The following is a 25,008-nucleotide window of genomic DNA, read 5'->3' on the forward strand; positions in this document are numbered from 1 at the left end:
TCACCCCAACTCCTACGTCGGAGGACCGCCTCGTGAGCGACGACGGCACGGCCCGCAGCAGGGGCGATCGCAGCACGTACGACCCGCGGGGCTTCGCGCCGCCGGACGGGCGCCCGTCCACCGGCCCGCTCGAGGGCCGGCTCCGCAAGGAGGAGCCGACAGGGCAGCCCGCCCTGACCAAGTCGGCCGCCATCCGGCTGGCCGGCGGGCTCGGGCGCAGCATCCACGGCTCGATGCTGACCAAGCCGGACATCCGTCGGCTGACCCGGGCCGCGACCGCCGCCAAGTCGGCCGCCCACACCGAGCTCGCGCTGCTGCGGGCGACGGCGGAGGCGCAGGAGCGCAGGCAGCAGCTGTTGGACACGCCGACCGCCGTCCGCCCCATGCGGCCGGTCACGTCGCTGTTCTTCACCGCGCTGCTCATGGCCGCGAGCTACTTCACGATCAACCAGATCCTCGCGGTGGCCGACGTGCCGCCGCTGGAGTCCTACCTGCTGCCGATCGGCTTCGCGCCGGTCTTCGTCATCGGCACCAAGCTGCTGGTGTCGGGCTGGCTCTCGGCCAGTTCCGACGACGTCGAGGGGCTGGGACGGCGCAAGCGCGCGGTCTTCGCGCGGGCGGTGCTGCCGACGCTCGTCCTGGCAGCCATCGGCCTCGTCGTCGGCGTGAGCCTCAAGGGCATGGCGGTCGGCGCCTTCGAGCCGCTGTCGGACAGCACCTCGCGGCTCTCGTCCGCGCTGATGTTCGGCGGCCTCGTCCTCGCCGAGCTCGCGGGCGCGGCCGGCCTCGCGGCCTACCAGGCGACGCCGAAGGCGCAGGAGTTCGAGCGCGCCGAGCGGCGAGACCAGGCCGCGCAGCGCCGGCTGACCGGCGCGCTGCGCCGGCACGCGAAGGCCGAGCGGCTCTCGGGCAAGCGGCAGGCGCAGGTCCAGGCGCACCAGGACTGGCGGGCCGCCCGCGGCCAGCTCGGCCGGGTCAAGGGCCTGCTGGACGCCTACAAGGCCTCGCCTGACGACAGCGCTCTCTTCGACTACGCCGAGGTGCGCGCGCCGGTCTACGCCGCGCCCGTCGAGGAGCTCCTGCAGGCGCCCGAGGCTCCGATGCCGACCTCGCGCGACGAGGACAGCCCGCGCCGGGCCGCCAGCAGCACCCGGCCTTGGGAGGAGCGCCGTCCCCCCGTCGAGGACGGCCAGGTGATCGACCTGCGCACCGAGCTGCTGCGCACCGTCCGCGGCCACCTCGGCCGGCCGAAGGCCGAGCGTCCGCAGCCGAGGCCGGAGGACCGGGGCAGCGAGCGCCCGGCGGCCGGCGAGCGGGACACGGGGGCCTGATGCCGCTCTGGCGTCGGGGCATCCCGACCCGGCCGAGCTTCCCGGGCGCCCGCTACCCGGGGCTGCCCAGCGACCGCAGGGTGCCGTGGCTGCTCCTGCTCCTCCCGCTGGCCGCGCTCGCCGGCTGGGGCGTGCCGCAGCTGCTCGAGGACGACCCGTCCCCGCAGGCCGCGGCGTCGGGCGCGATCGGCGGGACCTACCTCGAGGGGGAGCGGGCGCTCGCCGGCAAGCTCTGCATCGCGATCGCCAGCGACACCTCCACCTCGATGGACCAGGTCGAGCCGCTGCGGCGCGAGGCGACGAACGAGCTGCTCCCGTGGCTGCGCGCGAACCTGCCCGCCGACGACGAGGTCGCGCTCGCGGTGTTCACCGACGAGGCGCTCCTGACGCTGGCGCCGACGCCGGTCGGCAGCGCGCCGGCGGCAGCCCCCGGCGAGGTCCCGGTGGGCACCGGCCAGACGGTGGCCACGACCGCGGCGGACGCCCTGGGGCAGGCGTTCGGCGGCCGCTCCTGCGCCTCGACGGCGCTGCTGGCGATCAGCGACGGGGAGTTCCAGGACGAGGCGGGGCCGCTGGCCGCCGCCCTCGACGCCGCCGGCATCACGCAGACCTGGGTGCTCAACCCCAAGGGCCCGGAGCGCTCGCCGGTGCTGCAGAGCCCCGAGCTCGCCGACGTGCACGTCACCCCGATCTCGACCTCGGACGACATCGGGCTGACCTTCGCGCGGGTTATCGCCGGGCTGACCGGCCAGCGGCTGGCCGGCGCGCCGACAGCGGCGCCTGCGCCCGCCACTCCCCAGCCGGGCGCACCGCAGCCGGGTGCCACGGTCCCTCAGCCGCCCCAGCCGACGGCGAGCGCACCCGCTCCCGGTGCGCCCGCGCCGGCCCCCACCGCACGGCCCGGCACCCCCGCACCCTCCAGCTCCGCCACCACGCCCGCGCGGCCTCCGGACGCCGTGGACGCGTGAGCCGGCGGCGGGGCCCGCTCCCGGAGGACGGGCCTCCGTCCGGCGCGATCGGCCCGGTGCGCGACGAGAGCGAGGACGGCGACCCGTGGCTGGCCGACGAGCTGGCCGCCGGGCCCGACCAGGAGCGTGAGCCCTCCCGTACTGGGCGGCTCGCCGGCCGGGCGGCCGCCGTCCTCGTTCTCGGCGTGCTCGTCGCCGCGGTGGCTGACCTGCCCGCGCAGCTTGCTGGCGACCCGCCGGTGCCGGATGCCGCGGGGCCGCGCGTGCCTGCCGTCGCCGGGTGGCCGCTGCGTGGAGACCTCGCCAGCGCCCTGCGCCGGCCGGAGTCCCCCGTCGCCCAGGCGGCCCGGAGCCTGCTGGCCGACGAGCCGGGGACGGTGCTCGTCTGGGGCGGCACGGTCGCCGGCACGAAGGCGCTGCTCGCCGTCGAGCCCGGGCCGCCCGCCGGGCGCGGCGTCGTCGCCTACCAGCCCCCGCGCGGCAAGTGGTCCCGCGTGACGGTCCGGCCCGCCCGCGGGGGAGCGGCGGGGTGGGCGGTCATCCTCCCGACGCCCGTCTTCGGCCGGGCCCTGCTCGCCGTCGGCCCGCCGGGCGTGCGGCTGCCCGAGGCCGGCCGCCGTGTCGACCCGCACCAGAACGGCGGCCGCGGGCGGTTGTCCTGGTCGTCGATGCCCGGCTGGAACGGCGCCGGGATCCTGCCGCTCGAGGGCACCTCCACCGCGTCGGTGTCCGTCCGGCTGCCGGCGGGCAGCGCGGGCCCGGCCGACGTGCCGGTGCCGGTGACGGTCGCGGTCGGCCCGCCCCGGACCGGCGCGCGCCCGACGCCTCGACCGGCGCTCTCGCCCGACCCCTCCTGGCTCGGCGGGCTGGGGTGACCCGCCGCGCCACGGCGTCCGGCCGCCCGCGTCTCACCACGCGGCTGTCCGCGCCGTCCTCCTCCGCGCGTACGTAACATCGTCCGGGTGCCGAAGCCGCCGGCACCGCGAGAGACAGGATGTTGCAGTGACAGCCGAGACAGACGCCGCAGCCCGCCCGCAGCCGGACCTGAAGCCGCGCAGCCGCGTAGTCACCGACGGGCTCGAGGCCACGGCGTCGCGCGGGATGCTGCGCGCCGTGGGCATGGGCGACGAGGACTTCGCCAAGCCGCAGATCGGCGTCGCCTCGTCCTGGAACGAGATCACGCCCTGCAACCTCTCCCTCGACCGGCTCGCGAAGGCCGCGAAGGACGGCGTGCACGCCGGCGGCGGGTTCCCGATGGAGTTCGGCACGATCTCCGTCTCCGACGGCATCTCGATGGGCCACGAGGGGATGCACTTCTCCCTCGTCTCGCGCGAGGTCATCGCCGACTCTGTCGAGACCGTGTTCGGCGCCGAGCGCCTGGACGGGTCCGTGCTGCTCGCCGGCTGCGACAAGTCGCTGCCCGGCATGCTCATGGGCGCGGCGCGCCTCGACCTCGCCTCGGTCTTCCTGTACGCCGGGTCGATACTGCCGGGCCGGGCGAAGCTCTCCGACGGCTCGGACCGCGAGGTCACGATCATCGACGCGTTCGAGGCGGTCGGCGCCTGCGCTCGCGGCCTGATGTCGCGCGAGGACGTGGACGCGATCGAGCGCGCGATCTGCCCGGGCGAGGGCGCCTGCGGCGGCATGTACACCGCCAACACGATGGCCGCGGCAGCCGAGGCGCTCGGCATGTCGCTGCCCGGCTCGGCCGCGCCGCCCGCCACCGACCGGCGCCGCGACGGGTTCGCCCGCAAGTCCGGCGAGGCCGTCGTGAACCTGCTGCGCCAGGGCATCACCGCTCGCCAGATCCTCACCAAGCCCGCGTTCGAGAACGCGATCGCCGTCGTCATGGCGCTCGGCGGCTCGACCAACGCGGTGCTGCACCTGCTCGCGATCGCCAACGAGGCCGAGGTCGACCTGACCCTCGACGACTTCGCCCGCATCGGCGCGAAGGTCCCGCACCTCGGCGACCTCAAGCCCTTCGGCCGCCACGTGATGGTGGACGTCGACCGCATCGGCGGCATCCCGGTCGTGCTCAAGACGCTGCTCGACGCCGGCCTGCTTGACGGCGACACGCTGACCGTCACCGGCAAGACGATGGCCGAGAACCTCGCCGAGCTCGACGCCCCCGGCCCCGACGGCGAGGTCATCCGCAAGATGTCCGAGCCGATCCACAAGACCGGCGGCATCACGATCCTGCGCGGCTCGCTCGCCCCGGAGGGCGCCGTGGTGAAGTCCGCAGGCTTCGACACCGCGGTGTTCGAGGGCACGGCCCGCGTCTTCGAGCGCGAGCGCGCCGCCATGGACGCCCTCGAGGACGGCACCATCCAGTCCGGTGACGTCGTCGTCATCCGCTACGAGGGCCCGAAGGGCGGCCCCGGCATGCGCGAGATGCTTGCGATCACCGGCGCCATCAAGGGCGCCGGGCTCGGCAAGGACGTCCTGCTGATGACCGACGGGCGCTTCTCCGGCGGCACGACCGGCCTCTGCGTCGGCCACATCGCACCGGAGGCGGTGGACGGCGGCCCCATCGCGTACGTCCACGACGGCGACCGGATCCGGCTCGACGTCGAGAACGCGACCCTCGACATCCTCGTCGACGAGGCCGAGCTCGAGGCCCGCACCGAGGGCTGGGAGCCGCTGCCGCCGGTCTACACGCGCGGGGTGCTCGCGAAGTACACCAAGCTCGTGAAGTCCGCCGCCCAGGGCGCCGTCTGCAACTGACGACCCCTCCCGCGCCGTGGCCGCCACCTCCGCCGTGCCCCCCTCGCCCGCCGTGCCCCCCACCTCCGCGGTGATCATGCACATGTGGCGAGTTCTCCACAGCCCCGCCGCCGTGGAGGGCTCGCCGCCCGGGCGGGCGCGGCGGGAGGACGGGGCGGTGGCGGCGAGCCACGCCGGGGTGCCCGCTTCTCGGACGGCTGTCTCATCATCCGGACTGGGTGGACACCGTCGCCGCCCGTGGGGCACGATGCTTCTGTGCAGTTCTCGCTCCTCGTACTCGTGCAGCGCGCCGGCTGATCTCCCGCCGAGCGCGCTACCCCTCGTCGCCCACCCGGGCCGGGGGGTTTTTGTTTGCCCCGGCCCGAGGTAGCTCTCGCACCGGCAGCCCGTCCGCCGTATGCCCCCAGCCCCAGCCAGACCCAGCATGGAAGGTGGAGCAGTGACCGAGCCCTCGGAACAGCTCACCGGAGCACAGAGCCTCATCCGATCGCTGGAGTCGGTAGGCGTCGACACCGTCTTCGGGATCCCCGGCGGCGCGATCCTGCCGGCGTACGACCCCATGTTCGACTCCCAGAAGATCCGCCACATCCTCGTCCGCCACGAGCAGGGCGCGGGCCACGCGGCTGAGGGCTACGCGGTCGCCACCGGCCGGGTGGGCGTCTGCATGGCGACGAGCGGGCCGGGCGCGACCAACCTCGTGACGCCGATCGCCGACGCCTACATGGACTCGGTGCCGATCGTCGCGGTGACGGGGCAGGTCCCCAGCGGCGCGATCGGGACGGACGCCTTCCAGGAGGCGGACATCTCCGGGATCACGATGCCGATCACCAAGCACAACTTCCTCGTGACCGACCCGGCGGAGATCCCGCGGGCGATCGCCGAGGCGTTCCACATCGCGTCCACCGGCCGACCCGGCCCGGTGCTCGTGGACGTGGCGAAGGACGCGCTGCAGTCGCGTACGTCCTTCAGCTGGCCGCCGACCATGGACCTGCCGGGCTACCGCCCGGTCAGCAAGCCACACGCCAAGCAGGTGCGCGAGGCCGCGCGGCTGATCCTGGAGAGCCGGCGCCCGGTGCTCTACGTCGGTGGCGGCGTCATCAAGGCGCGCGCCGCGGCCGAGCTGCGCCGGCTCGCCGACCTCACCGGCATCCCGGTCGTCACCACGCTGATGGCGCGCGGGGCGTTCCCCGACAGCCACCCCTCGCACCTCGGCATGCCCGGCATGCACGGCACGGTCGCCGCGGTGACCGCGCTGCAGAAGGCCGACCTGCTCATCGCCCTCGGCACCCGCTTCGACGACCGCGTGACGGGCCAGCTCTCCTCGTTCGCGCCGCTCGCGAAGATCATCCACGCCGACATCGACCCGGCCGAGATCTCCAAGAACCGTGTGGCCGACGTCCCGATCGTCGGCGACTGCCGCGACGTGATCGCCGACCTCGCCGCGACGCTGGAGGCCGAGGCCGCCGCAGGCCGTCGCCCCGACATCGAGGCCTGGTGGTCCCAGGTCAACCAGTGGCGTGAGACCTTCCCGCTCGGCTACGAGACCCCCGCGGACGGCACGCTCTCCCCGCAGTACGTCATCCAGCAGCTCGGTCGGATCGCCGGCCCGGAGGCGATCTACGCTTCGGGTGTCGGCCAGCACCAGATGTGGGCCGCGCAGTTCATCAACTACGAGAACCCCAACACCTGGCTGAACTCCGGCGGCGCCGGGACCATGGGCTACGCCGTCCCGGCGGCGATGGGCGCGAAGGTCGGCCGCCCCGACGCCACGGTGTGGGCGATCGACGGCGACGGCTGCTTCCAGATGACCAACCAGGAGCTGGCCACCTGCGCGATCAACAACATTCCGATCAAGGTCGCGATCATCAACAACGGCGCGCTCGGGATGGTGCGCCAGTGGCAGACGCTGTTCTACAACGGCCGCTACTCCAACACCGACCTGCACAGCCGGCGGATCCCGGACTTCGTCAAGCTCGCTGACGCGTACGGCTGCGTCGGTCTGCGCTGCGAGTCGGCGGACAGCGTCGACGCGACGATCGAGAAGGCGATGGCGATCGACGACGTGCCCGTCGTCGTCGACTTCGTGGTGCATCAGGACGCGATGGTCTGGCCGATGGTCGCGGCCGGCACGAGCAACGACGACATCATGATCGCGCGGAGCATGGCTCCGATCTGGGACCGCGACGAGGGCGAGACCGGAGTGGAGCTGGAGCCGCGATGAGCAAGCACACGTTGAGCGTCCTCGTCGAGGACAAGCCCGGCGTCCTCGCCCGGATCGCGGGCCTGTTCTCCCGCCGCGGCTTCAACATCGACTCCCTCGCGGTCGGGCCGACCGAGCAGCCGGGCGTCTCGCGGATGACGATCGTGGTCGCCGTCGACGAGCTGCCGCTCGAGCAGGTCACGAAGCAGCTGAACAAGCTCGTGAACGTCGTCAAGATCGTCGAGCTGGACCAGTCGAGCTCGGTGCAGCGCGAGCTGCTCCTGGTCAAGGTCCGGGCCGACGCACAGACCAGGTCCTCGGTCCTGGAGACCGTGCAGCTGTTCCGCGCCAAGGTCGTCGACGTCGCGACCGACGCCGTCACCATCGAGGCCACCGGCAACACCGACAAGCTGGCGGCGTTCCTGCGCATCCTCGAGCCGTTCGGCATCAAGGAGATCGTGCAGTCCGGCATGGTCGCGGTCGGCCGGGGATCCCGGTCGATCACCGACCGCGCCCTCCGTCCGGTCGAGCGCTCCGCCTGACCGCCCGCAGCAGCAATTCCCTTCCGACGAAGCAGAAAGAGATTCTCGTGGCAGCAGAGCTTTTCTATGACGACGACGCCGACCTCTCGCTCATCCAGGGTCGTGTCGTGGCCGTCATCGGCTACGGCAGCCAGGGCCACGCGCACGCGCTGAGCCTGCGCGACTCCGGCGTCGACGTCCGGGTCGGCCTGCCCGAGGGCTCGAAGAGCCGCGAGCGTGCCGAGGCCGAGGGCCTGCGCGTCGTGACCCCGGCCGAGGCGGCCGCCGAGGCCGACCTGATCATGCTGCTGACGCCGGACCACGTGCAGCGCCACGTCTACGCCGAGGCGATCGAGCCGAACCTGCAGGACGGCGACGCGCTCTTCTTCGGCCACGGCTTCAACATCCGGTTCGGCTACATCAAGCCCCCGGCGGGCGTGGACGTCGCGATGGTCGCCCCGAAGGGCCCTGGCCACCTCGTGCGGCGCGAGTACTCCGAGGGCCGCGGCGTCCCGGTCATCGTCGCGGTCGAGCAGGACGCGTCGGGCAACGCCTGGGCGCTCGCGCTGTCCTACGCCAAGGCGATCGGCGGCCTGCGCGCCGGCGGCATCAAGACCACCTTCACCGAGGAGACCGAGACCGACCTGTTCGGTGAGCAGGCCGTCCTCTGCGGTGGTGTTTCCGCGCTGGTGCAGTCCGGGTTCGAGGTGCTGACCGAGGCCGGCTACCAGCCGGAGGTCGCGTACTTCGAGTGCCTGCACGAGCTCAAGCTGATCGTGGACCTGATGTACGAGGGCGGCATCGCCAAGCAGCGCTGGTCCGTCTCGGACACCGCCGAGTACGGCGACTACGTCTCCGGCCCGCGCGTCATCGACGCGTCGGTGAAGGAGCGCATGAAGGACGTTCTCGGCGACATCCAGAACGGCACGTTCGCGGCGCGCTTCATCGCCGACCAGGACGCCGGCGCGCCGGAGTTCAAGGCGCTGCGCGCGCAGGGCGAGCAGCACCCGATCGAGGCAACCGGCCGTGAGTTGCGCAAGCTCATGAGCTGGGTCAAGTCGTCGGACGACGACTACACCGAGGGCTCCGCGGCTCGCTGACCTGCGCGAAAGACCGCGGAACGCGGGGGAGTACGCCCACAAGGCGTGCTCCCCCGCGCTGCGTTCGCGACCGGTCGGGCCCCGCCCTTCGCGGGCGGCGAAGTTTTTGCCACTCTCTGCTCCCGCGACATGGTCCCTTCGCTCTAGGCTGTGCGCGCTCGGTTGAGCGTCCTGGCCCCGGATGCCGCTGTCGCGGTGGGCCACATGGCACGACGGAGGGGCGGACGGTCACGGGAATGGTCGCGGTGTCGGGATCGTCGACGGGGTGGAGCCGTCCTGCGCCGGCCGAGGCGCGGACGCTCGCGCAGGCTTGCCTGTTCGCCGCCCTCGTCTGCCTGGGCAACGCCGCGGCGCCGTTCAGCCCCACCGCTCCCACCGGCCTGGCCGTCACGCTCGGCAGCGTCGGGCTGGCGATCTCGGCGCTCGTGCGCTGGCGCAGCGAGCACGTCCCCACCCCCGTGCTCCACACCGTTCTCGCCCTCGTCACGGTCATGGTCAGCGTCTGCATCGCGTGCTCGACCACTCCGGCCGGGACGGTCGTGACCGCGTTCGGCTACGTCTGGATCGCCCTGTTCACCGCGTGGTTCCACTCGCGCCGGGCAACGCTCGCCCACCTGGCCGTCATGGGCGGCGGCTTCGCGGCCGGCCTCGGCGTGTGCGACGCGCCCTCGGCCCTGCAGACGTGGGGCTTCGTGGCGGTCTCCGTCGGCGGGGTGGCGCTCGTCCTGCAGTCGCTCGTGGAACGGCTGCGCCGGCAGGCCGACCGCGACCAGCTGACCGGGCTGCTCAACCGGGTCGCGTTCGCCGCGGCGGCGGAGCGGGTGATGCACACCGCGGCCCGCAACGCCGAGCCGCTCACCCTGGCCGTGCTCGACCTCGACGACTTCAAGGGCGTGAACGACCGCGACGGCCACGCCGTGGGCGACCGCGTACTCGCCGGCCTCGCGACCGCCTGGAGCGGGGCGGTCCGGCGCACCGACGTGCTGGGCCGCTACGGCGGGGACGAGTTCGTCCTGCTGATGCCCGGCATCACCGAGGACGGCTCGGGCGAGGTCCTGCAGCGGCTGCGCGACGCGCTGCCGGACGCGCGCTGGACCGCCGGCGTCGCGCAGTGGCGGGGCGAGGACCTCTCCCGCTGGCTCGTACGCGCCGACGCCGACCTCTACGCGCACAAGCGGAGCCGGGTGCGGGACGTCCGGTCGGTCCCCGCGCCCGCGTCAGCGGACGCGGCCGGCGGGCCGGTCCTCGCCCCGCGCGGGTAGTCGCGCGGCGGGCGAGGGCGCGTCCGCGTACTGCGCGGGGGGTCGCCGGGAAGCCGACGGGGCGGCGCCGCACGCGCGGGCCGGCAGGTGGGGGTAGCGTGGCCGCGCAAGCAGTCGGCCGGGGTGCCCTTCGCGTAGCGCGGGGCTGAGAGAACACCCGCCGAACCTGATCCGGGTCATGCCGGCGCAGGGAGCCCGACGCGCGCCGCTTCCGGCACGCCCTTGGCTCTCCCCGCAGGCGGGAGGGAACTACGTCATGAACGCCCAGCCCCCGACGGCACAGGCCGACGGCCTGCAGGACGTCGCGCGAGCGCTCGAGGCGGTCCGCGCGCGCGGGCCGCTCGTGCAGAGCATCACCAACTACGTCTCCATGGACATCGCGGCGAACGCCGTGCTCGCGGTCGGCGCGTCGCCGGCGATGGTCCACGACCCCAGCGAGGCGGCGGAGTTCGCCGGGATCGCCGCGGCGCTCTCGGTCAACATCGGCACCCCGTCCCCGCGGTGGGCCGAGGGCATGGCGATGGCGGCGGACGCGGCCGTCGCCGCGGGGCGGCCCTGGGTCCTCGACCCGGTCGCGGTCGGCGCGACCGCGCTGCGCAACGAGCTCAGCGCCGACCTGCTGGCGCGCCGCCCGTCGGTGATCCGGGCCAACGCGAGCGAGGTGCTCGCGCTCGCCGCGCTCGCCGGCGCCGGCGCGCGGGGCGGGTCGGGCAAGGGCGTGGACGCCGGCGACGCGGTCGAGGACGCGGTCGAGGCCGCCCGGGCGCTCGCCGCCCAGCGCGGCTGCGTCGTCGCCTGCACCGGGAAGGTGGACGTCGTCACCGACGGCGAGCGGATGGTCCGCGTCGAGGGCGGCTCGCCGTTGCTGCCGCGGATCACGGCGGTGGGCTGCTCGCTGACGGCGGTCACGGCCGCGTTCTGCGCGGTCGAGCCCGACCCGCTCGCGGCCGCGGTGGCCGCGTGCGCGGTCTTCGCGGCCGCGGGGACACGTGCCGGGCGCGAGGCCCGGGGGCCGGGGTCGATGCGGGTCGCCTTCCTCGACGAGCTCTCCACGCTCGACGCTGCCGGCCTGGCCGACGGGGCGTCGGTCCACGTCCTCACGGGGGCGGCGGCGTGAGCGTCGACCTGCGCGTCTACCTCGTCACCGACCCCGGCCTCGGTGGCAGCCGCCCGGTCGAGCACATCGTGGCGGCGGCGGTCGAGGGCGGCGTGACGATCGTGCAGCTGCGCGACAAGGCCGCCGGGCCGGCCGCCCTCGAGGCGGTCGCGCGCCGCCTGCTGACCGTCCTCGCGGGGACCGGAGTCCCGCTCGTGATCAACGACCGCATGGACGTGGCCGCGGCCGTCGGGGCGGGGCTGCACGTGGGCCGTACGGACGTGGCGCCGGTCGACGCCCGGGCGGCGCTCGCGCCGGGCGTGCCGCTCGGAGTGAGCACGTATGCCGGGCGCGACCTCGCGCCCGGCGAGGAGGAGGCGCTCGACTACGTCGCCGTCGGACCGGTCTGGGAGACCGCGACGAAGTCCGACGCCGGGCCGGGGATCGGCCTCGACACCGTGTCACGGGCAGCCCGCAACAACCGCCTCCCGGTGGTCGGGATCGGCGGCATCGACGCGGCGCGGGCCGGCGAGGTCGTCGCGGCCGGCGCCGCGGGCGTCGCCGTCGTGTCGGCGGTGATGGCGGCCGCCGACCCGCGCGCCGCGGCGCGAGCGATCCGCGAGTCCGTGGACGCGGCCCTGGCCGGCCGGGCCGAGGGGGAGCGGTGACCGCGGCCGTCGTCCTGTCGGTCGCGGGCTCCGACCCCTCGGGCGGGGCCGGCATCCAGGCCGACCTCAAGGCGTTCTCGGCGATGGGGGCGTACGGCGGCGCCGTGCTCACCGCGCTCACCGCGCAGAGCACCCGCGGGGTCAGCGGCGTGCTGCCGGTCCCCGCCGAGTTCGTCACGGCCCAGCTGGACGCCGTCCTGGACGACCTCGACGTCCGAGCAGTGAAGATCGGCATGCTCGGCGGCCCCGACGTCGTCGCCGCCGTGGCGGAGGCGCTCGACCGGCACGCGGTGCCGCAGGTCGTCGTGGACCCGGTGATGGTGGCGACCAGCGGCGACCGGCTCGTCGACGACGCCACGGTGGACGCCATCCGCGACCTCCTGGTGCCGCTCGCGACCGTCCTCACGCCGAACCTCCCGGAGGCGGCGACCCTGCTCCGGCTCCCCGAGGCCACGGCGGACACGATGACCGATGCGGGAATCGCACTTCGCCAGATGGGCGCTTCGGCTGTCCTGGTCAAGGGTGGGCACCTGTCCGGCCCGGAGAGCACCGACGTCCTCGTCGATCCCGAGGGTGTGCTGGCGCTGAGCGCCGCGCGCGTCGCCACCAGCAACACGCACGGCACCGGATGCACCCTGTCCTCCGCGATCGCCGCGTCGTTGGCGCAGGGCGTGCCGTTGCGCGCGTCGGTGCAGCGGGCGAAGGACTACCTCACCGAGGCGTTGCAGGCCGCCGACGAGCTGCACGTCGGCACGGGCAACGGCCCCGTCCACCACTTCGTCCGGTGGTGGGCCGCATGAGCTGGTCCGCCGCGGTGCGCGCCGCCGCCCAGCCCGTCGTGGACGAGATCCTCGCGCACCCGTTCGTGCGCGGGCTCTCCGACGGGAGCCTCGACCCTGCCGTCTTCGACCGCTACCTGCTCGACGACTCCGCCTACCTCGGGCAGTACGCCCGCGCGCTGACGAGCTGTGCGAGCCGGCTGCCCGGCGGGCCGGGCGTCACGCAGCTGGCCACGGCTGCCGTCGGGGCGGCGGAGGCCGAGCGCGCCCTGCACGCGCAGATGCTCGGGGAGCGCGGCATCGGGCCGGCCGAGCTCGACGCCCACGTGCCTACGCCGACGTGCACCGCGTACGTCTCCTGGCTGCTCGCCGCTTCGGCCCTGGAGCCGGTCGAGGTCGGGATCGCCGCGGTCCTGCCGTGCTTCCGGGTCTACCTCGACGTCGGGCTCGCCTGCGAGCGCCTCGTCCCGGTCGACGGCCGCTACCGCACCTGGGTGGAGGCGTACGCCGCAGAGGCCTTCGCTGACGCCGTCCGGCAGGCCGAAGCACTCGCCGACCTGCTCGCCGAGTCGGCCGGGCCTGCACTGCGAGCGGCGATGGGACGGGCGTACCTGCGCAGCGCGCGCTACGAGTACCTCTTCTGGGACGCGGCGTGGCGCGGCGACGCCTGGCCGTGCCCCGACGTCGAGCTGCCGCTCTTGTGAACGCCTTCACGAGGCCATCGGTAGAGTTCGCTGCGCCGTCCCCGGTTCGAGTCGTAGGAGTCCCACGGTGAGCAAGCCAGTCGTCCTTCTCGCTGAAGAGCTCTCGCCCGCCACCATCGAGGCCCTCGGCCCGGACTTCGAGGTCCGCTCCTGCAACGGCGCCGACCGCGCCGAGCTGCTCGAGGCGATCGCGGACGTGGACGCGATCCTCGTCCGCAGCGCGACGAAGGTGGATGCGGAGGCCATCGCGGCCGCCAAGCAGCTCAAGGTCGTCGCCCGCGCGGGCGTCGGCCTCGACAACGTCGACGTCCCGGCCGCCACGCAGGCGGGCGTGATGGTCGTCAACGCGCCGACCTCCAACATCGTCTCGGCGGCGGAGCTGGCGATCTCGCTGCTGCTCTCGGTCGCGCGCCGCATCCCGGCCGCGCACGCCTCGCTCAAGGGCGGGGAGTGGAAGCGCAGCAAGTTCACCGGCGTCGAGCTCTTCGAGAAGACCGTCGGCATCGTCGGCCTCGGCCGCATCGGCGTCCTGGTCGCGCAGCGGCTCTCGGCGTTCGGCATGAAGGTCGTCGCCTACGACCCCTACGTCCAGGCCGGGCGGGCGGCGCAGATCGGCGCGCGGCTCGTCAGCCTGGACGAGCTGCTCGCCGAGGCGGACTTCATCACGGTCCACCTGCCCAAGACGCCGGAGACCGTCGGGCTGATCGGCGACGAGGCGCTGCGCAAGGTCAAGCCCAACGTCATCATCGTCAACGCCGCCCGCGGCGGGATCCTCGACGAGGCCGCGCTGTTCACCGCGATCCAGGAAGGCCGGGTCGCCGGCGCCGGCATCGACGTGTGGGACAAGGAGCCGAAGACCGACTCGCCACTCATGCAGCTGGATTCGGTCGTCGGCGTCCCGCACCTCGGCGCCTCCACCGACGAGGCGCAGGAGCGGGCCGGCATCGCCGTCGCGAAGTCGGTGCGGCTCGCACTCGCGGGCGAGCTCGTCCCCGACGCCGTCAACGTGCAGGGCGGCGTCATCGCCGAGGACGTGCGCCCCGGCATCCCGCTGACGGAGAAGCTCGGCCGCGTCTTCAGCGCGCTCGCGGGCGCCGTGCCGCAGTCGCTCGACGTCGAGGTGCGCGGCGAGATCGCCGAGCAGGACGTCCGGGTGCTCGAGCTCGCCGCCCTGCGCGGGATCTTCGGTGACGTCGTCGAGGAGCAGGTGACCTACGTCAACGCGCCGGTCCTGGCCAAGGAGCGCGGGCTCGAGACCCGGCTCGTGACGTCCACGGAGAGCCCGGACTTCCGCAACCTGGTGACGCTGCGGGGGACGCTCGCGGACGGGTCGCAGACGTCGGTGTCCGGCACGCTGACCGGGCCGCGCCAGGTGGAGAAGATCGTCGAGGTCGACGGCCTCGACGTCGAGGTCACGCTGTCCGAGCACATGGCGTTCCTGCGCTACGAGGACCGGCCCGGCGTGGTCGGCACCATCGGCCGGGTCCTCGGCGAGGCCGGCGTCAACATCGCGGGCATGCAGGTGAGCCGGGGGAGCAAGGGCGGGGACGCGCTCGTCGCGCTCACCGTGGACTCCGCGGTCCCCACCGACACGCTCGACGCGATCGTGCAGGAGATCGGCGCGGTGTCCGGCCGGACGGTGGACCTCGAGGGCTGACGCTCCGCACGGCGACAGGGCTGCGGGCCGGGACGACGACGTCGTCCCGGCCCGCAGCTGTTCGGTCACAGAACGCTGGTGAAGACCGCGATCGCGACGATGATGGCGATGACGAGCGCGATGATCGCGATGGTGCGGGTGTTCATGCCCTGGCCCTCCTGTCCTCCTGGCCCGCTCGGGGCCGGGCAGGCCGGACGCCTGCGTGTCGAAGTGATCTCCAGCGCGCCGGGCGCGGAAACAACGCGGGATGCCCGCCGCCGCCGTCTCGGGCTTCGAGACGAGCTGTCTCACTGCGCGGGCGCGAACTAGGCTGCTCGCCCGTGAGCGACAGCACCGTGCAGCAGCCCGAGCAGACCCTGCGCCTCGCCGCGATCCCCGGCGACGGCATCGGCCCCGAGGTCGTCGCCGAGGCCCGGCGCGTCCTCGACGCCGTGCTGGCCGCCGAGGGCCGGCGCGCGGACGTCGTGGAGTACGACCTCGGTGCCCGCCGCTGGCACGCCACCGGCGAGACGCTGCCGGACAGCGTGCTGGAGGAGCTGCGCGGGTTCGACGGCATCCTGCTCGGGGCGGTCGGCGACCCGGCCGTGCCGAGCGGCGTGCTCGAGCGCGGCCTGCTGCTCCGTCTCCGGTTCGAGCTCGACCACTACGTGAACCTGCGCCCCTCCAAGCTCTTCCGCGGGGTGGCCTCTCCGCTCGCGGGCGAGAAGGAGATCGACTTCGTCGTCGTGCGCGAGGGCACGGAGGGCCCCTACGTCGGCAACGGCGGCGCGATCCGCGTCGGCACTCCGCACGAGGTCGCCAACGAGGTCAGCGTCAACACCGCGTTCGGCGTGGAGCGCGTGGTCCGCGACGCGTTCGCGCGCGCCCAGGCCCGGCCGCGCAAGCAGCTGACGCTGGTGCACAAGAACAACGTCCTCGTGCACGCCGGCCACCTGTGGTCGAGGACCGTGAAGCGCGTGGGCGAGGAGTTCCCCGACGTCACGGTGGACTACCTGCACGTCGACGCGGCCACGATCTTCATGGTGACCAAGCCCGAGCGCTTCGACGTGATCGTCACCGACAACCTCTTCGGCGACATCATCACCGACCTCGCGGCCGCGGTCACGGGCGGCATCGGGCTCGCCGCGAGCGGCAACGTCAACCCCGACCGCACCACGCCGAGCATGTTCGAGCCGGTCCACGGCTCGGCTCCCGACATCGCCGGGCAGGGCGTCGCCGACCCGACCGCCGCGATCCTGTCGGTCGGGCTGCTGCTCGAGCACCTCGGCCTGGGCGCTGCCGCGCGGTGCGTGGAGGCGGCGGTGGAGCAGGACCTCGCCGAGCGCGGGAGCGCGCCCCGGCGTACGTCACAAGTCGGTGATGACGTCCTCTCCCGGCTCGCCTGACGGGCGGCCTGTGCCACCCTGGGGAGTGTGCGTCGAGCTCCCTTCCGGGACGCGCGTGGCCGGCTCGCCGAGGAGCTGGCGCGCCGGGCGGCGACGCGCCCGCAGGACCTCGACCTCCCCCCGGCGCACGGCTTCGACGCCCACCGGGCGCTGATCGCCGGCGTCGTCCCGCCGCCGCCCGAGCTCCCGCCGCAGACCCGCACGGGGCGGGCCCGGGGATGGCTGCGCGAGCGCTTCGGACGGGGGGCCGCTCCGCGTACGCCGGACCCTGACCCAGCGGTCCTGGTGGAGGCGGCGGTCCGTGCCCAGGCCCGGCTGGCCGCGGAGACCCGGCAGGAGGCCGAGGCCGCCGTGGCCTCGCTGGTCGCGCACGTCGAGAAGGCCTCCGAGCTGGCGTGGGCGGCCGACGGACGGCGGTGGGAGGCCGCGGTCGAGGAGACGCTGCGCTTCGTGGTGTTCGACTCCGACGTGCCGAGCCGGCGCGCCCAGGAGGCCTGGCGCCGGCTGTGGGGCAACCGTGCCCGCTCCGCGGACCCGCGGCTCGCGGTCCCGCTCGCGCGCGCCCTCGCGGCCGAGGAGCGCGAATGGCGCGAGGCCTGGGACTACTGGAGCGCGACCTACGAGCTGCGGACCGGCTGAGAAGCGGCGGACCGGCTGACGCACGGCGGACCGGACGAGGGGCGTCCATCTGGCGGTATCGGGTGGGCGCCCGGCGCAGGTGCTACTACCGTTTGCGCCATGGCCATCGAGTTGAAGCCCACCAGCAGCCCCCTGTCCGCGACGGAGCGCCAGGCGCTCCTCGTCGACCCGGGCTTCGGCCGGGTATTCACCGACCACATGGTCACCGTCCGCTGGGTCGAGGGACGCGGCTGGCACGACGGCGAGCTGGTGCCCTACGGCCCGCTCCAGCTGGACCCCGCGACCATGGCCCTGCACTACGGCCAGGAGATCTTCGAGGGGCTCAAGGCCTACCGCCAGCCCGACAGCTCGGTCGCGCTCTTCCGCCCGGAGGAGAACGCCCGCCGCATGAACCGCTCGGCGCGCCGGCTCGCGATGCCGGAGCTGCCCGAGGAGCTGTTCCTCGAGTCGGTCGAGGCGCTGACCCGCCAGGACGTCGACTGGGTGCCGGCGGAGGCCGGCCGGGCGCTCTACCTGCGCCCGTTCATGATCGCCACCGAGGTCGGCCTCGGCGTGCGGCCCGCCGCCGCGTACCTCTACCTGCTCATCGCCTCGCCGGCCGGGGCGTACTTCCCGCGCGGGGTCAAGCCGGTCAGCGTCTGGCTCTCGACCGAGTACACCCGGGCCGCGCCGGGCGGCACCGGCGAGGCCAAGTGCGCCGGCAACTACGCCGCCTCCCTGGTCGCGCAGCACGAGGCGGCGGCCCACGGGTGCGACCAGGTCGTCTGGCTCGACGCGGTGGAGCACCGCTGGGTCGAGGAGATGGGCGGCATGAACCTCTGCTTCGTCGTCGGCAGCGGCGACTCGGCGAAGATCGTCATGCCGTCGCTGACCGGCACGCTGCTGCCCGGCATCACCCGGGACAGCCTGATCACGCTCGCCGGCGACCTCGGCTACGAGGTGGAGGAGCGGCGCATCTCGACCGACGAGTGGCGCGAGGGCAACGCCAGCGGGGAGATCTCCGAGGTCTTCGCCTGCGGCACGGCCGCCGTCATCACCCCGGTGGGGACCGTGAAGTCGGCCGCCGGCGAGTGGACCGTCGGGGACGGCGAGCCCGGCCCGGCGACCATCCGGCTGCGCCAGGCACTGCTCGACATCCAGCACGGCGTCGCCCCCGACAAGCACGGCTGGATGCGCACGGTCGACGTGCGCTGACGCCGCGCGACTCCCGTGCCGCGCGGCGCCGGGGGCCGCCCGCGGCCTTCGTCGTCACGATGGCGCATCGCGACGATAGGTTCGGCGCAATGCCGCATCGTCACGCCCCGGGGCAGTGACGATGCGGCATTCGACCGGCCGGGGCCGGTGGGTGTGGCACGATGGCCCCATGCTCCGTAGCCGCTCGATTATCGGCTAGCGCGCCCGGCACCTCCGCCGAGCGCGCAGACCTCTCGCACCCGCGGGGGGTCTTTTCGTTTTCCAGCCCCTGCACAGCACGCGCAGCACCCTGTTCCGGGAAGGACCCCGATCCCATGGCCCCGACGAGCGACGGCTTCCACGTCTACGACACGACCCTGCGCGACGGCGCGCAGCAGGAGGGCCTCGCCCTCACCGTGGCCGACAAGCTCGCGATCGCGCGGCACCTCGACGAGCTGGGCGTCGGCTTCATCGAGGGCGGCTGGCCGGGGGCGAGCCCGAAGGACACCGAGTTCTTCCGGCGCGCGCAGACGGAGCTGACGCTGCACAACGCCCAGCTCGCGGCGTTCGGGTCGACCCGGCGGGCGGGCACCAAGGCCGCCGACGACCCGCTCGTGGCCGCGCTGCGGGAGGCGCGTACGCCCGTGGTGACGCTCGTGGCCAAGTCGCACGCCCTGCACGTGGAGAAGGCCCTGCGCACGACGACCGACGAGGGCCTGGCCATGCTGCGCGACACGATCGACCACCTGCGCTCGGAGGGGGCGCGGGTCTTCATCGACGCCGAGCACTTCTTCGACGGCTACCGCTACGACCCGAAGTACGCAGTCGAGTTCGTACGTGTGGCCGCCGAGTCCGGGGCCGAGGTCATCGCGCTGTGCGACACCAACGGCGGCATGCTGCCCAACGAGGTCGCGGACGCGGTCGGCGAGGTGCTCGCGGCCAGCTCGGCGAAGCTCGGCATCCACTGCCACAACGACGCCGGCTGCGCCGTCGCCAACACCCTTGCCGCCGTCGACGCGGGCGCGACCCACGTGCAGGGCACGCTCAACGGGTACGGCGAGCGCACCGGGAACGCCGACCTCGTCACGATCGTCGCTAACCTCGAGCTCAAGCGTCGTATGAAGCTGCTTGCGGGTAACGGGCTGCAGGAGTCGACGCGGATCTCGCACGCCGTCAGCGAGATCACCAACGTCCCGCCGTACGCCCGCCAGCCCTACGTCGGCGCCTCGGCCTTTGCCCACAAGGCGGGCCTGCACGCGAGCGCCATCAAGGTCGACCCCGACCTCTACCAGCACGTCGACCCCTCGCTCGTGGGCAACGACATGCGGCTGCTCGTCTCGGAGATGGCGGGCCGCGCGAGCGTCGAGCTCAAGGGCCGGGAGCTCGGCTACGACCTGTCGAGCGACCGCGAGGCGCAGACCCGGCTGACCGACCGGGTCAAGGAACTGGAGGCCCGCGGCTACACCTTCGAGGTGGCCGACGCGAGCTTCGAGCTGCTGCTGCTGGAGGTGCTCGAGGGCGCCCGCCGCCGCTGGTTCGAGGTCGAGTCGTGGCGTGCCTTGATGGACGCACGCGGCGGCGAGGTGGCGCTCGCCGAGGCCACCGTGAAGATCCACGCCGCAGGGGAGCGCCATGTCGCGACCGGCGAGGGCAACGGCCCGGTCAACGCGCTGGACGCCGCGCTGCGGCTGGCGCTCTGCGCCGCGTACCCGGTCATCGACCGGTTCTCCCTCGTCGACTACAAGGTCCGCATCGTCGACACGGGACACGGCACCGGCGCCGTCACGCGCGTCCTCATCGAGACCGGTGACGGCAGTGGCGAGACGTGGACGACCGTCGGCGTCGCGGCCAACATCATCGAGGCCTCGTGGGAGGCGCTCGTGGACGCGATGTCGTTCGGGCTGCTGCGGGCCGGCGTCGAGCCGGTGCCCGCGAAGCCGACGGAGTGAGGCGCTGGGCCTGGTGACGCTCCGTCCGCGCGTGACGGGCGACCCCGGCGGCGCGACCTCGACCCGGCGGACGACGGGGCGGCGCCCCGCTCAGCGGTAGCGCGCGCCTGTCGCGTGGTCACCAGAGCCCGAGCTCGCGCCCGCGGGCGACGGCCTCGGCCCGGGAGCCCACCCCGAGCTTGCGGTAGAGCGCCTTCGCGTAGCCCTTGACCGTGTTGATCGACAGCCCGAGCTCGGCCGCGAGCGCGGGCTGCGCGAGGGGGCCGCGCAGAGCACGGAGAACGGACAGCTCGCGGGCGGTCAGCGGCTCGACGAGCTGCGCCGCCGTCCCGCCGGCCTGGACGCGCCCGGCCCGCTGCTCGAGCATCGTGGCCTCCTCCTCGAGGAACGGCATCGCCGGCGCCTCGTCGAGTGCCGCCCGTGCGGCGTCCAGGCGCGCGAGCGCACCGGACGGGCTGGCGCAGGCCAGCTCCTCGTGCGCGGCCGCGACGAGCACGAGCGCTGCGATGCCCGGGTGCGAGGCCGCCGTCAGCTCCGAGGCCGCCGTGCGCAGGGCGGCGAGCGCGCCGGCGGCGTCCCCGCGGTGCCGGGCGAGCAGGCCTGCGGACGCGTCGAGCAGGGCGAGGCTCGGCCCGGCGGCGGCGCCGAGCTCGTCGCGCAGCCGCCGGGCCTCGTGCGCGGTGGCCGCCACCAGCCGGGCGAGCTCGTCCCAGGCGTGCGCCCGGCAGAGGGCCCAGGCGAGCAGGCCGGCGGTCTCCGTGCGCGAGGGCGCGGGCAGCGCGGCGGTCGCAGGCGCACGCCAGGCGGCCTGCAGCGCGTCGACCGCTGCGTCCACGTGACCCGCGCAGAGCAGGGCCCCGCCGAGCGCCACGTGGGCCACGACGAATCCGGGCAGTGCCGGGTCGTCCTCCTGGGCCACCGCCTGCCGGGCGTACGCCTCGGCGACGTCGGGCAGGTCGCCCGGCCCGGCGTGCACGGAACGCAGGGCCGCGACGACCGACCGGCCGCAGCGGAAGCCGGGCAGGTCGAACGCGGCCTCGGCCGCGTCGGCGACGGCCAGGAACCGGTGTACGTCCTGGCGTCGCCCTGACTGCCCGGCCGCCCACGCGAGCAGCGTCGCGAGGGCGGGGCTCGTGCGAAGGCGAGCCTCTCCCACGGCCTCGCCGAGGGACACGAAGGACCCGAGCGCGCCGGACGCGAGGAACGTGGCGGCCTGCCCGAGCAGGAGGGCGACGGCCGCGCCGCTGTCCCCGGCGTCGAGCAGCAGACGGACGGCCGGCTCGGGCTCCCCACGCGCCGCGAGGGCGCTCGCCGCGCGCCGGGCCGCCTCCTGCCGGCCGGGGTACGCCTGGCGCAGCAGCCCGCGCCGGAAGACGGGGTGGCAGGAGTACGCCGCTCCGTCCTGGGCCACGAAGGCGCCGGCACGTTCGAGCGCCCGCAGGACGTCCGCCGATCCCTCGGCGCCGAGCGCGGCGTCGCAGAGGGCCGGCTCGAGGACGGGGAGCACGGCTGTGACGAGCAGGAAGCCCCGCTGACCCGGGGGCAGCCCCTCGAGCACCTCGGCGATCAGGTAGTCGGCCATCTGCTCGCGGCCCCTCGCCCGGGCGTGCTCGACGGGGCGCGGCGACCCGGCCGCGAGGGCGGCGAGCACGACGCCGGCGGCCCACCCGTCGGCCTCCTCGAGCACGTCCGCCGGCACCTGCGCGGCGCCCGGCCCGAGAACGGCGTCGAGGAGCGCTCGCTGCTCCCTCGGCGTGAGCCGCAGCTCGTCCGCCGCGAGCTCGCGGAGCAGGCCGCGCGCCCGCAGCCGTGGCAGGGCCAGCGGCGGCGCGGACCGGGACACGAGCACGACGCGCAGGCCGGGCGGCAGGTAGTCGAGGAAGAGCTCGAGGCCCTCGTGGACCTCGCCGCTGGTGACCGCGTGCAGGTCGTCGAGCACGAGCACGCCGGGCCCGTCCCCGATCCCGTTGAGCAGTTGCGGGACCGCGTCCTCCAGCGGGTTGGAGCCGGCGACGGCGAGCGCGCGATCGGCGCGGGCGGCGGCGTCGGGGGACACGGCGGACAGGCCGGCGGCGACGTACGACCAGAAGCGCCGGGGGTCGTCGTCCCCCGCATCCAGCGACACCCACGCCACGGGCAGGCCGCAGCCCGCCGCCCAGTGCGCGACCAGCGTGGTCTTCCCGTAGCCCGCACCGGCCACGACCGTGGTGACGGGCGCGTCACCCCGGTCGAGCGCGGCGAGCAGCCGGTCCCGTGCCACGAGGGTGGACGGGGCACGGGGGAGACGGGTCTTTGCGGCGAGCAGCGTGCCGCGACCGTCGCCGCCCATCCCCCTCCGTCCCGCTCGCGCCTGCTCGTAGCTCGTTCCCAGGGTGGCCGCTGCGCGGGGCGCGCGCCACCCCGTAGAGCCGACACGGACGGGGTGCCGGCGGGGCGAGGCCGGGTGGTGCGGGGACAGGGGGGTGCGGGGGCAGGGGGGTGCGGGGGCAGGGTGGTGTGGGGACAGGGTGGTGCGCGACCACCCTGTCCGGGCCGAGCCTCGAGGGCGTGCCGATCCTTCCCGACCTCCTCGTCCCCGATGTCGCTGTCCCGGCCTCGCTGCCGACGCCGTCCTGGCTGGCCGCCCGTCCTGTCGTGCTCGACGTGGGGGGGCCGGTCCGCGTCCTCGACTTCGGCGGGCCCGCCGACGCCCCGCTGCTGCTCTGCCTGCACGGCCTCGGTGGCAGCGCCCTCAACTTCGCGGTCGTCGGGCCGGCGCTGGCCTCTGCCTTCCGTGTCGTCGCGCTCGACCTGCCGGGGCACGGCGGCAGCCGGGCGACGCCACTGCCCCGGCAGGCGGGCCGCCGTGCCCCGTCCGCGCTGCTGGACTGCCTCGACGTCGTGCAGGGCCTGCTCGCCGACCAGGAGCGGTACCCGGTGCTCCTGGGCCACAGCCTGGGCGGCATCCTCGCGCTGCTGCACGCGACCCGCAGCCCTGGTCGGCTGGGCGGCCTGGTGCTCCTGGCGCCTCCGGTCGCCCGGGCCTGCGGGCGTCGCATCGACCCCCGGCTCGCGGCCAGGCACGCCCTGCTCTCGGCGCCCGGCGTCCGCCGGCTCGTCAGCGGCCGGGTCGCGTCGGCCAGCGCACACGACCTGGTGCGTATGCAGATCGAGCAGGCCACGCCCGATCCCGGCGCAGTGCCCGCCGACGTCGTCGCGGCTGCGATCGCCGAGGAGGCCGCCCGGCCCGGGCGCGCGGAGGCGGCGCGTACGCAGTGGGACGCGATCGTGGGGGTGGTGGCACTGCTGGCCCGGCCGGCTCGGTTCCACGCCCTGCTGCGCGGGCTCGACGTGCCCGCACTCTGGCTGCAAGGCGACGAGGACCCCCGGGCCCCGGTCGCGTCGGCGCGGGCCCTCGCACACTCGCTGCCCGCGTGGGCGTACGCGGAGCGGAACGGCGTCGGGCACCTGCCGCATCTCGAGGACCCGGCGTGGGTCGTCGACCGCATCGAGGAGTGGGCGAGGCCGGAAGGAGGGCCGACATGGCCGAGGTGATGGTGACGGTCATGCCGTTCACCGGGCACGTGACCCCGGTGCTGCAGGCGGTGGAGGCGCTGCGGGGCGCCGGGCACCGCGTACGCGTCTACTGCGGGTCCCGGTTCGCGGCCCAGGCCGCGGCAACGGGCGCCACGCCCGTGGTGTGGCGGCACGCACCGGACTTCGACGAGCGTGACCTGCGGGCGACGTTCCCGCGGGCCGGGCGCCCCGGCCCGCGGGGCGCACTCGCGAACCTCGAGCACGTCTTCGTCCGCACGGCCGCGCTCCAGGCGCAGGACCTGCGCGAGGAGTGGGAGCGCCGGCCCTGGGACGTCCTGGTCGCCGACTCCTTGAGCCTCGGCGGTGCACTCGTCTCCGAACGGCTGGGGACCCCCTGGGCGACCGTGTCGGTCGTGCCGCTCGCGCTGCCCAGCCGCGACCTCCCTCCGCCCGGGCTGCCGCTGGCGCCCGGCCGGGGCCGGCTCGGCCGTGCCCGCGACGCGGCGCTGCGGGGCGCGGTCCGCGTGGCCTCCGGACGGCTGCGCCGGGCGCTGCGCCAGACGAGGGCGGCCGCCGGGCTCGACCCCGCCGCCGTGCGGCTCGACGACCAGTGGTTCTCGCCGTTCCTCGTCATGGCGCTGGGGATCCCGGGTCTCGAGCCGGAACGGACCGACCTGCCCGCGCACGTGCACTTCGTCGGGGCCTTTCCGCCCGGAGGGGACGCCGCGCTGCCGCCGGGCTGGGAGCCGGCGCTGCGTGCGCGGCGGCCGGTGGTCCACGTCACGCAGGGGACTTTCGGGACCGACCCCGACGACCTGCTGCGGCCGGCCATCGCGGGCCTCGGCGGGCGGAGCCTCACGGTCGCGGCCACGACCGGCGTCGTGGGCCGGGATGCGTTGCCCTTCGCGGTGCCGGACGGCGTCCTCATCGCGGCCCGGGTGCCGTACGCCCGGCTGCTCCAGCTCACCGACGTGATGGTGACCAACGGCGGCTGGGGCGGCGTGCTGGCGGCGCTGCGGCACGGCATCCCGCTCGTCGTCGCCGGCCGGGACCTGGACAAGCCGGCGATCGCGGGGATGGTCGCCCGGAGCGGGGCCGGGATCGACCTGCGCACCGGGCGCCCGTCCCCGGAGGCGGTGGCCGCCGCGGTCGACCGGGTGCTCACTGAGCCTTCCTTCGCGCAGCACGCCCGTCGCCTCGCCGACCAGTTGAACGCGCACGACACGGCCGGCGAGGTCGTGCGGCTGGTCGGCCAGCTCGTCGCCGACGGAGCGCGGGTCGTCCGCGAGGCCAGCCCGTGGGCCGCGTGAGCTCTCGCCGCCTGTCGCCGCCGTCC

General features: G+C 74.8%; 21 protein-coding genes and 1 riboswitch. Of the genes, 20 read left to right on the forward strand and 1 reads right to left on the reverse strand.

Features of this window, described 5'->3' with window-relative positions:
• Positions 1-32 precede the first annotated feature (32 nt).
• The 18 genes from G9H71_RS06770 to cimA all read left to right on the forward strand — a co-directional run bounded on the left by G9H71_RS06770 (position 33) and on the right by cimA (position 20,156).
• Entirely contained in the window at positions 33-1,331 is a 1,299-nt protein-coding gene (locus tag G9H71_RS06770) for a hypothetical protein (RefSeq protein WP_166279936.1), read from the forward strand.
• The gene (locus G9H71_RS06775) at positions 1,331-2,299 is read left to right on the forward strand and encodes a vWA domain-containing protein (RefSeq protein WP_166279938.1); all 969 of its coding nucleotides are present in this window, start codon (positions 1,331-1,333) and stop codon (positions 2,297-2,299) included. The genes G9H71_RS06770 and G9H71_RS06775 overlap by 1 nt, the downstream gene beginning before the upstream one ends.
• Positions 2,296-3,174 carry a hypothetical protein gene (locus G9H71_RS06780; protein WP_166279940.1) on the forward strand — a complete coding sequence of 293 codons (879 nt, stop codon included), beginning with the start codon at positions 2,296-2,298 and terminating at the stop codon, positions 3,172-3,174. Before G9H71_RS06775 ends, G9H71_RS06780 begins: the two co-directional genes overlap by 4 nt.
• Positions 3,175-3,301: 127 nt before the next feature.
• The gene (gene ilvD, locus G9H71_RS06785; RefSeq protein ID WP_166279942.1) at positions 3,302-5,023 is read left to right on the forward strand and encodes a dihydroxy-acid dehydratase; all 1,722 of its coding nucleotides are present in this window, start codon (positions 3,302-3,304) and stop codon (positions 5,021-5,023) included.
• A gap of 424 nt (positions 5,024-5,447) precedes the next feature.
• A complete protein-coding gene (locus G9H71_RS06790; RefSeq protein ID WP_166279944.1) occupies positions 5,448-7,244 on the forward strand; it encodes an acetolactate synthase large subunit in 1,797 nt (598 codons plus the stop codon).
• Positions 7,241-7,765, forward strand: a complete 525-nt coding sequence (ilvN, locus tag G9H71_RS06795) for an acetolactate synthase small subunit (RefSeq protein ID WP_166279946.1) — start codon at positions 7,241-7,243, stop codon at positions 7,763-7,765. The genes G9H71_RS06790 and ilvN overlap by 4 nt, the downstream gene beginning before the upstream one ends.
• A 47-nt stretch (positions 7,766-7,812) precedes the next feature.
• On the forward strand, positions 7,813-8,844 hold the full coding sequence (ilvC, locus tag G9H71_RS06800) for a ketol-acid reductoisomerase (protein WP_166279948.1): 1,032 nt from the start codon (positions 7,813-7,815) through the stop codon (positions 8,842-8,844).
• A 236-nt stretch (positions 8,845-9,080) separates the two neighbouring features.
• Positions 9,081-10,106 carry a GGDEF domain-containing protein gene (locus G9H71_RS06805; protein WP_166279950.1) on the forward strand — a complete coding sequence of 342 codons (1,026 nt, stop codon included), beginning with the start codon at positions 9,081-9,083 and terminating at the stop codon, positions 10,104-10,106.
• Between the two features lie 109 nt (positions 10,107-10,215).
• Positions 10,216-10,317: riboswitch (TPP riboswitch) on the forward strand.
• A gap of 45 nt (positions 10,318-10,362) precedes the next feature.
• On the forward strand, positions 10,363-11,223 hold the full coding sequence (gene thiM / locus G9H71_RS06810; protein ID WP_166279952.1) for a hydroxyethylthiazole kinase: 861 nt from the start codon (positions 10,363-10,365) through the stop codon (positions 11,221-11,223).
• Positions 11,220-11,870: a thiamine phosphate synthase gene (gene thiE, locus G9H71_RS06815; protein ID WP_166279954.1), complete on the forward strand. Its 651-nt coding sequence runs from the start codon at positions 11,220-11,222 to the stop codon at positions 11,868-11,870. Before thiM ends, thiE begins: the two co-directional genes overlap by 4 nt.
• Entirely contained in the window at positions 11,867-12,670 is an 804-nt protein-coding gene (thiD, locus tag G9H71_RS06820) for a bifunctional hydroxymethylpyrimidine kinase/phosphomethylpyrimidine kinase (protein WP_166279956.1), read from the forward strand. The genes thiE and thiD overlap by 4 nt, the downstream gene beginning before the upstream one ends.
• A complete protein-coding gene (locus G9H71_RS23505; protein ID WP_166279958.1) occupies positions 12,667-13,353 on the forward strand; it encodes a TenA family protein in 687 nt (228 codons plus the stop codon). Before thiD ends, G9H71_RS23505 begins: the two co-directional genes overlap by 4 nt.
• 67 nt (positions 13,354-13,420) lie before the next feature.
• Complete coding sequence (gene serA, locus G9H71_RS06830) at positions 13,421-15,010, forward strand: phosphoglycerate dehydrogenase (RefSeq protein WP_166279960.1); 1,590 nt, start codon at positions 13,421-13,423, stop codon at positions 15,008-15,010.
• A 78-nt stretch (positions 15,011-15,088) separates the two neighbouring features.
• On the forward strand, positions 15,089-15,319 hold the full coding sequence (locus G9H71_RS06835; RefSeq protein WP_166279962.1) for a hypothetical protein: 231 nt from the start codon (positions 15,089-15,091) through the stop codon (positions 15,317-15,319).
• Between the two features lie 11 nt (positions 15,320-15,330).
• Positions 15,331-16,395: a 3-isopropylmalate dehydrogenase gene (locus G9H71_RS06840; protein ID WP_331272800.1), complete on the forward strand. Its 1,065-nt coding sequence runs from the start codon at positions 15,331-15,333 to the stop codon at positions 16,393-16,395.
• Positions 16,396-16,422: 27 nt separating this feature from the next.
• Positions 16,423-17,034, forward strand: coding sequence for a hypothetical protein (locus G9H71_RS06845; RefSeq protein WP_166279964.1), 612 nt, complete (start codon positions 16,423-16,425; stop codon positions 17,032-17,034).
• A gap of 99 nt (positions 17,035-17,133) precedes the next feature.
• The gene (locus G9H71_RS06850) at positions 17,134-18,228 is read left to right on the forward strand and encodes a branched-chain amino acid aminotransferase (RefSeq protein ID WP_166279966.1); all 1,095 of its coding nucleotides are present in this window, start codon (positions 17,134-17,136) and stop codon (positions 18,226-18,228) included.
• A 314-nt stretch (positions 18,229-18,542) separates the two neighbouring features.
• Positions 18,543-20,156, forward strand: a complete 1,614-nt coding sequence (cimA, locus tag G9H71_RS06855; protein WP_166279968.1) for a citramalate synthase — start codon at positions 18,543-18,545, stop codon at positions 20,154-20,156.
• 118 nt (positions 20,157-20,274) lie between these two features.
• Here cimA and G9H71_RS06860 read toward each other — a convergent pair whose 3' ends face one another.
• The gene (locus G9H71_RS06860) at positions 20,275-22,485 is read right to left on the reverse strand and encodes a LuxR C-terminal-related transcriptional regulator (RefSeq protein WP_166279970.1); all 2,211 of its coding nucleotides are present in this window, start codon (positions 22,483-22,485) and stop codon (positions 20,275-20,277) included.
• A 218-nt stretch (positions 22,486-22,703) separates the two neighbouring features.
• Here G9H71_RS06860 and G9H71_RS06865 point away from each other — a divergent pair, with 218 nt between their 5' ends.
• Both G9H71_RS06865 and G9H71_RS06870 read left to right on the forward strand, forming a co-directional pair.
• Complete coding sequence (locus G9H71_RS06865) at positions 22,704-23,690, forward strand: alpha/beta fold hydrolase (RefSeq protein ID WP_166279972.1); 987 nt, start codon at positions 22,704-22,706, stop codon at positions 23,688-23,690.
• The gene (locus G9H71_RS06870) at positions 23,678-24,982 is read left to right on the forward strand and encodes a glycosyltransferase (RefSeq protein WP_166279974.1); all 1,305 of its coding nucleotides are present in this window, start codon (positions 23,678-23,680) and stop codon (positions 24,980-24,982) included. Before G9H71_RS06865 ends, G9H71_RS06870 begins: the two co-directional genes overlap by 13 nt.
• The last annotated feature ends 26 nt before the right edge of the window (positions 24,983-25,008 follow it).

Origin of the sequence: Motilibacter deserti, assembly GCF_011250635.1 — a bacterium.
Lineage (GTDB): Bacteria > Actinomycetota > Actinomycetes > Motilibacterales > Motilibacteraceae > Motilibacter_A > Motilibacter_A deserti.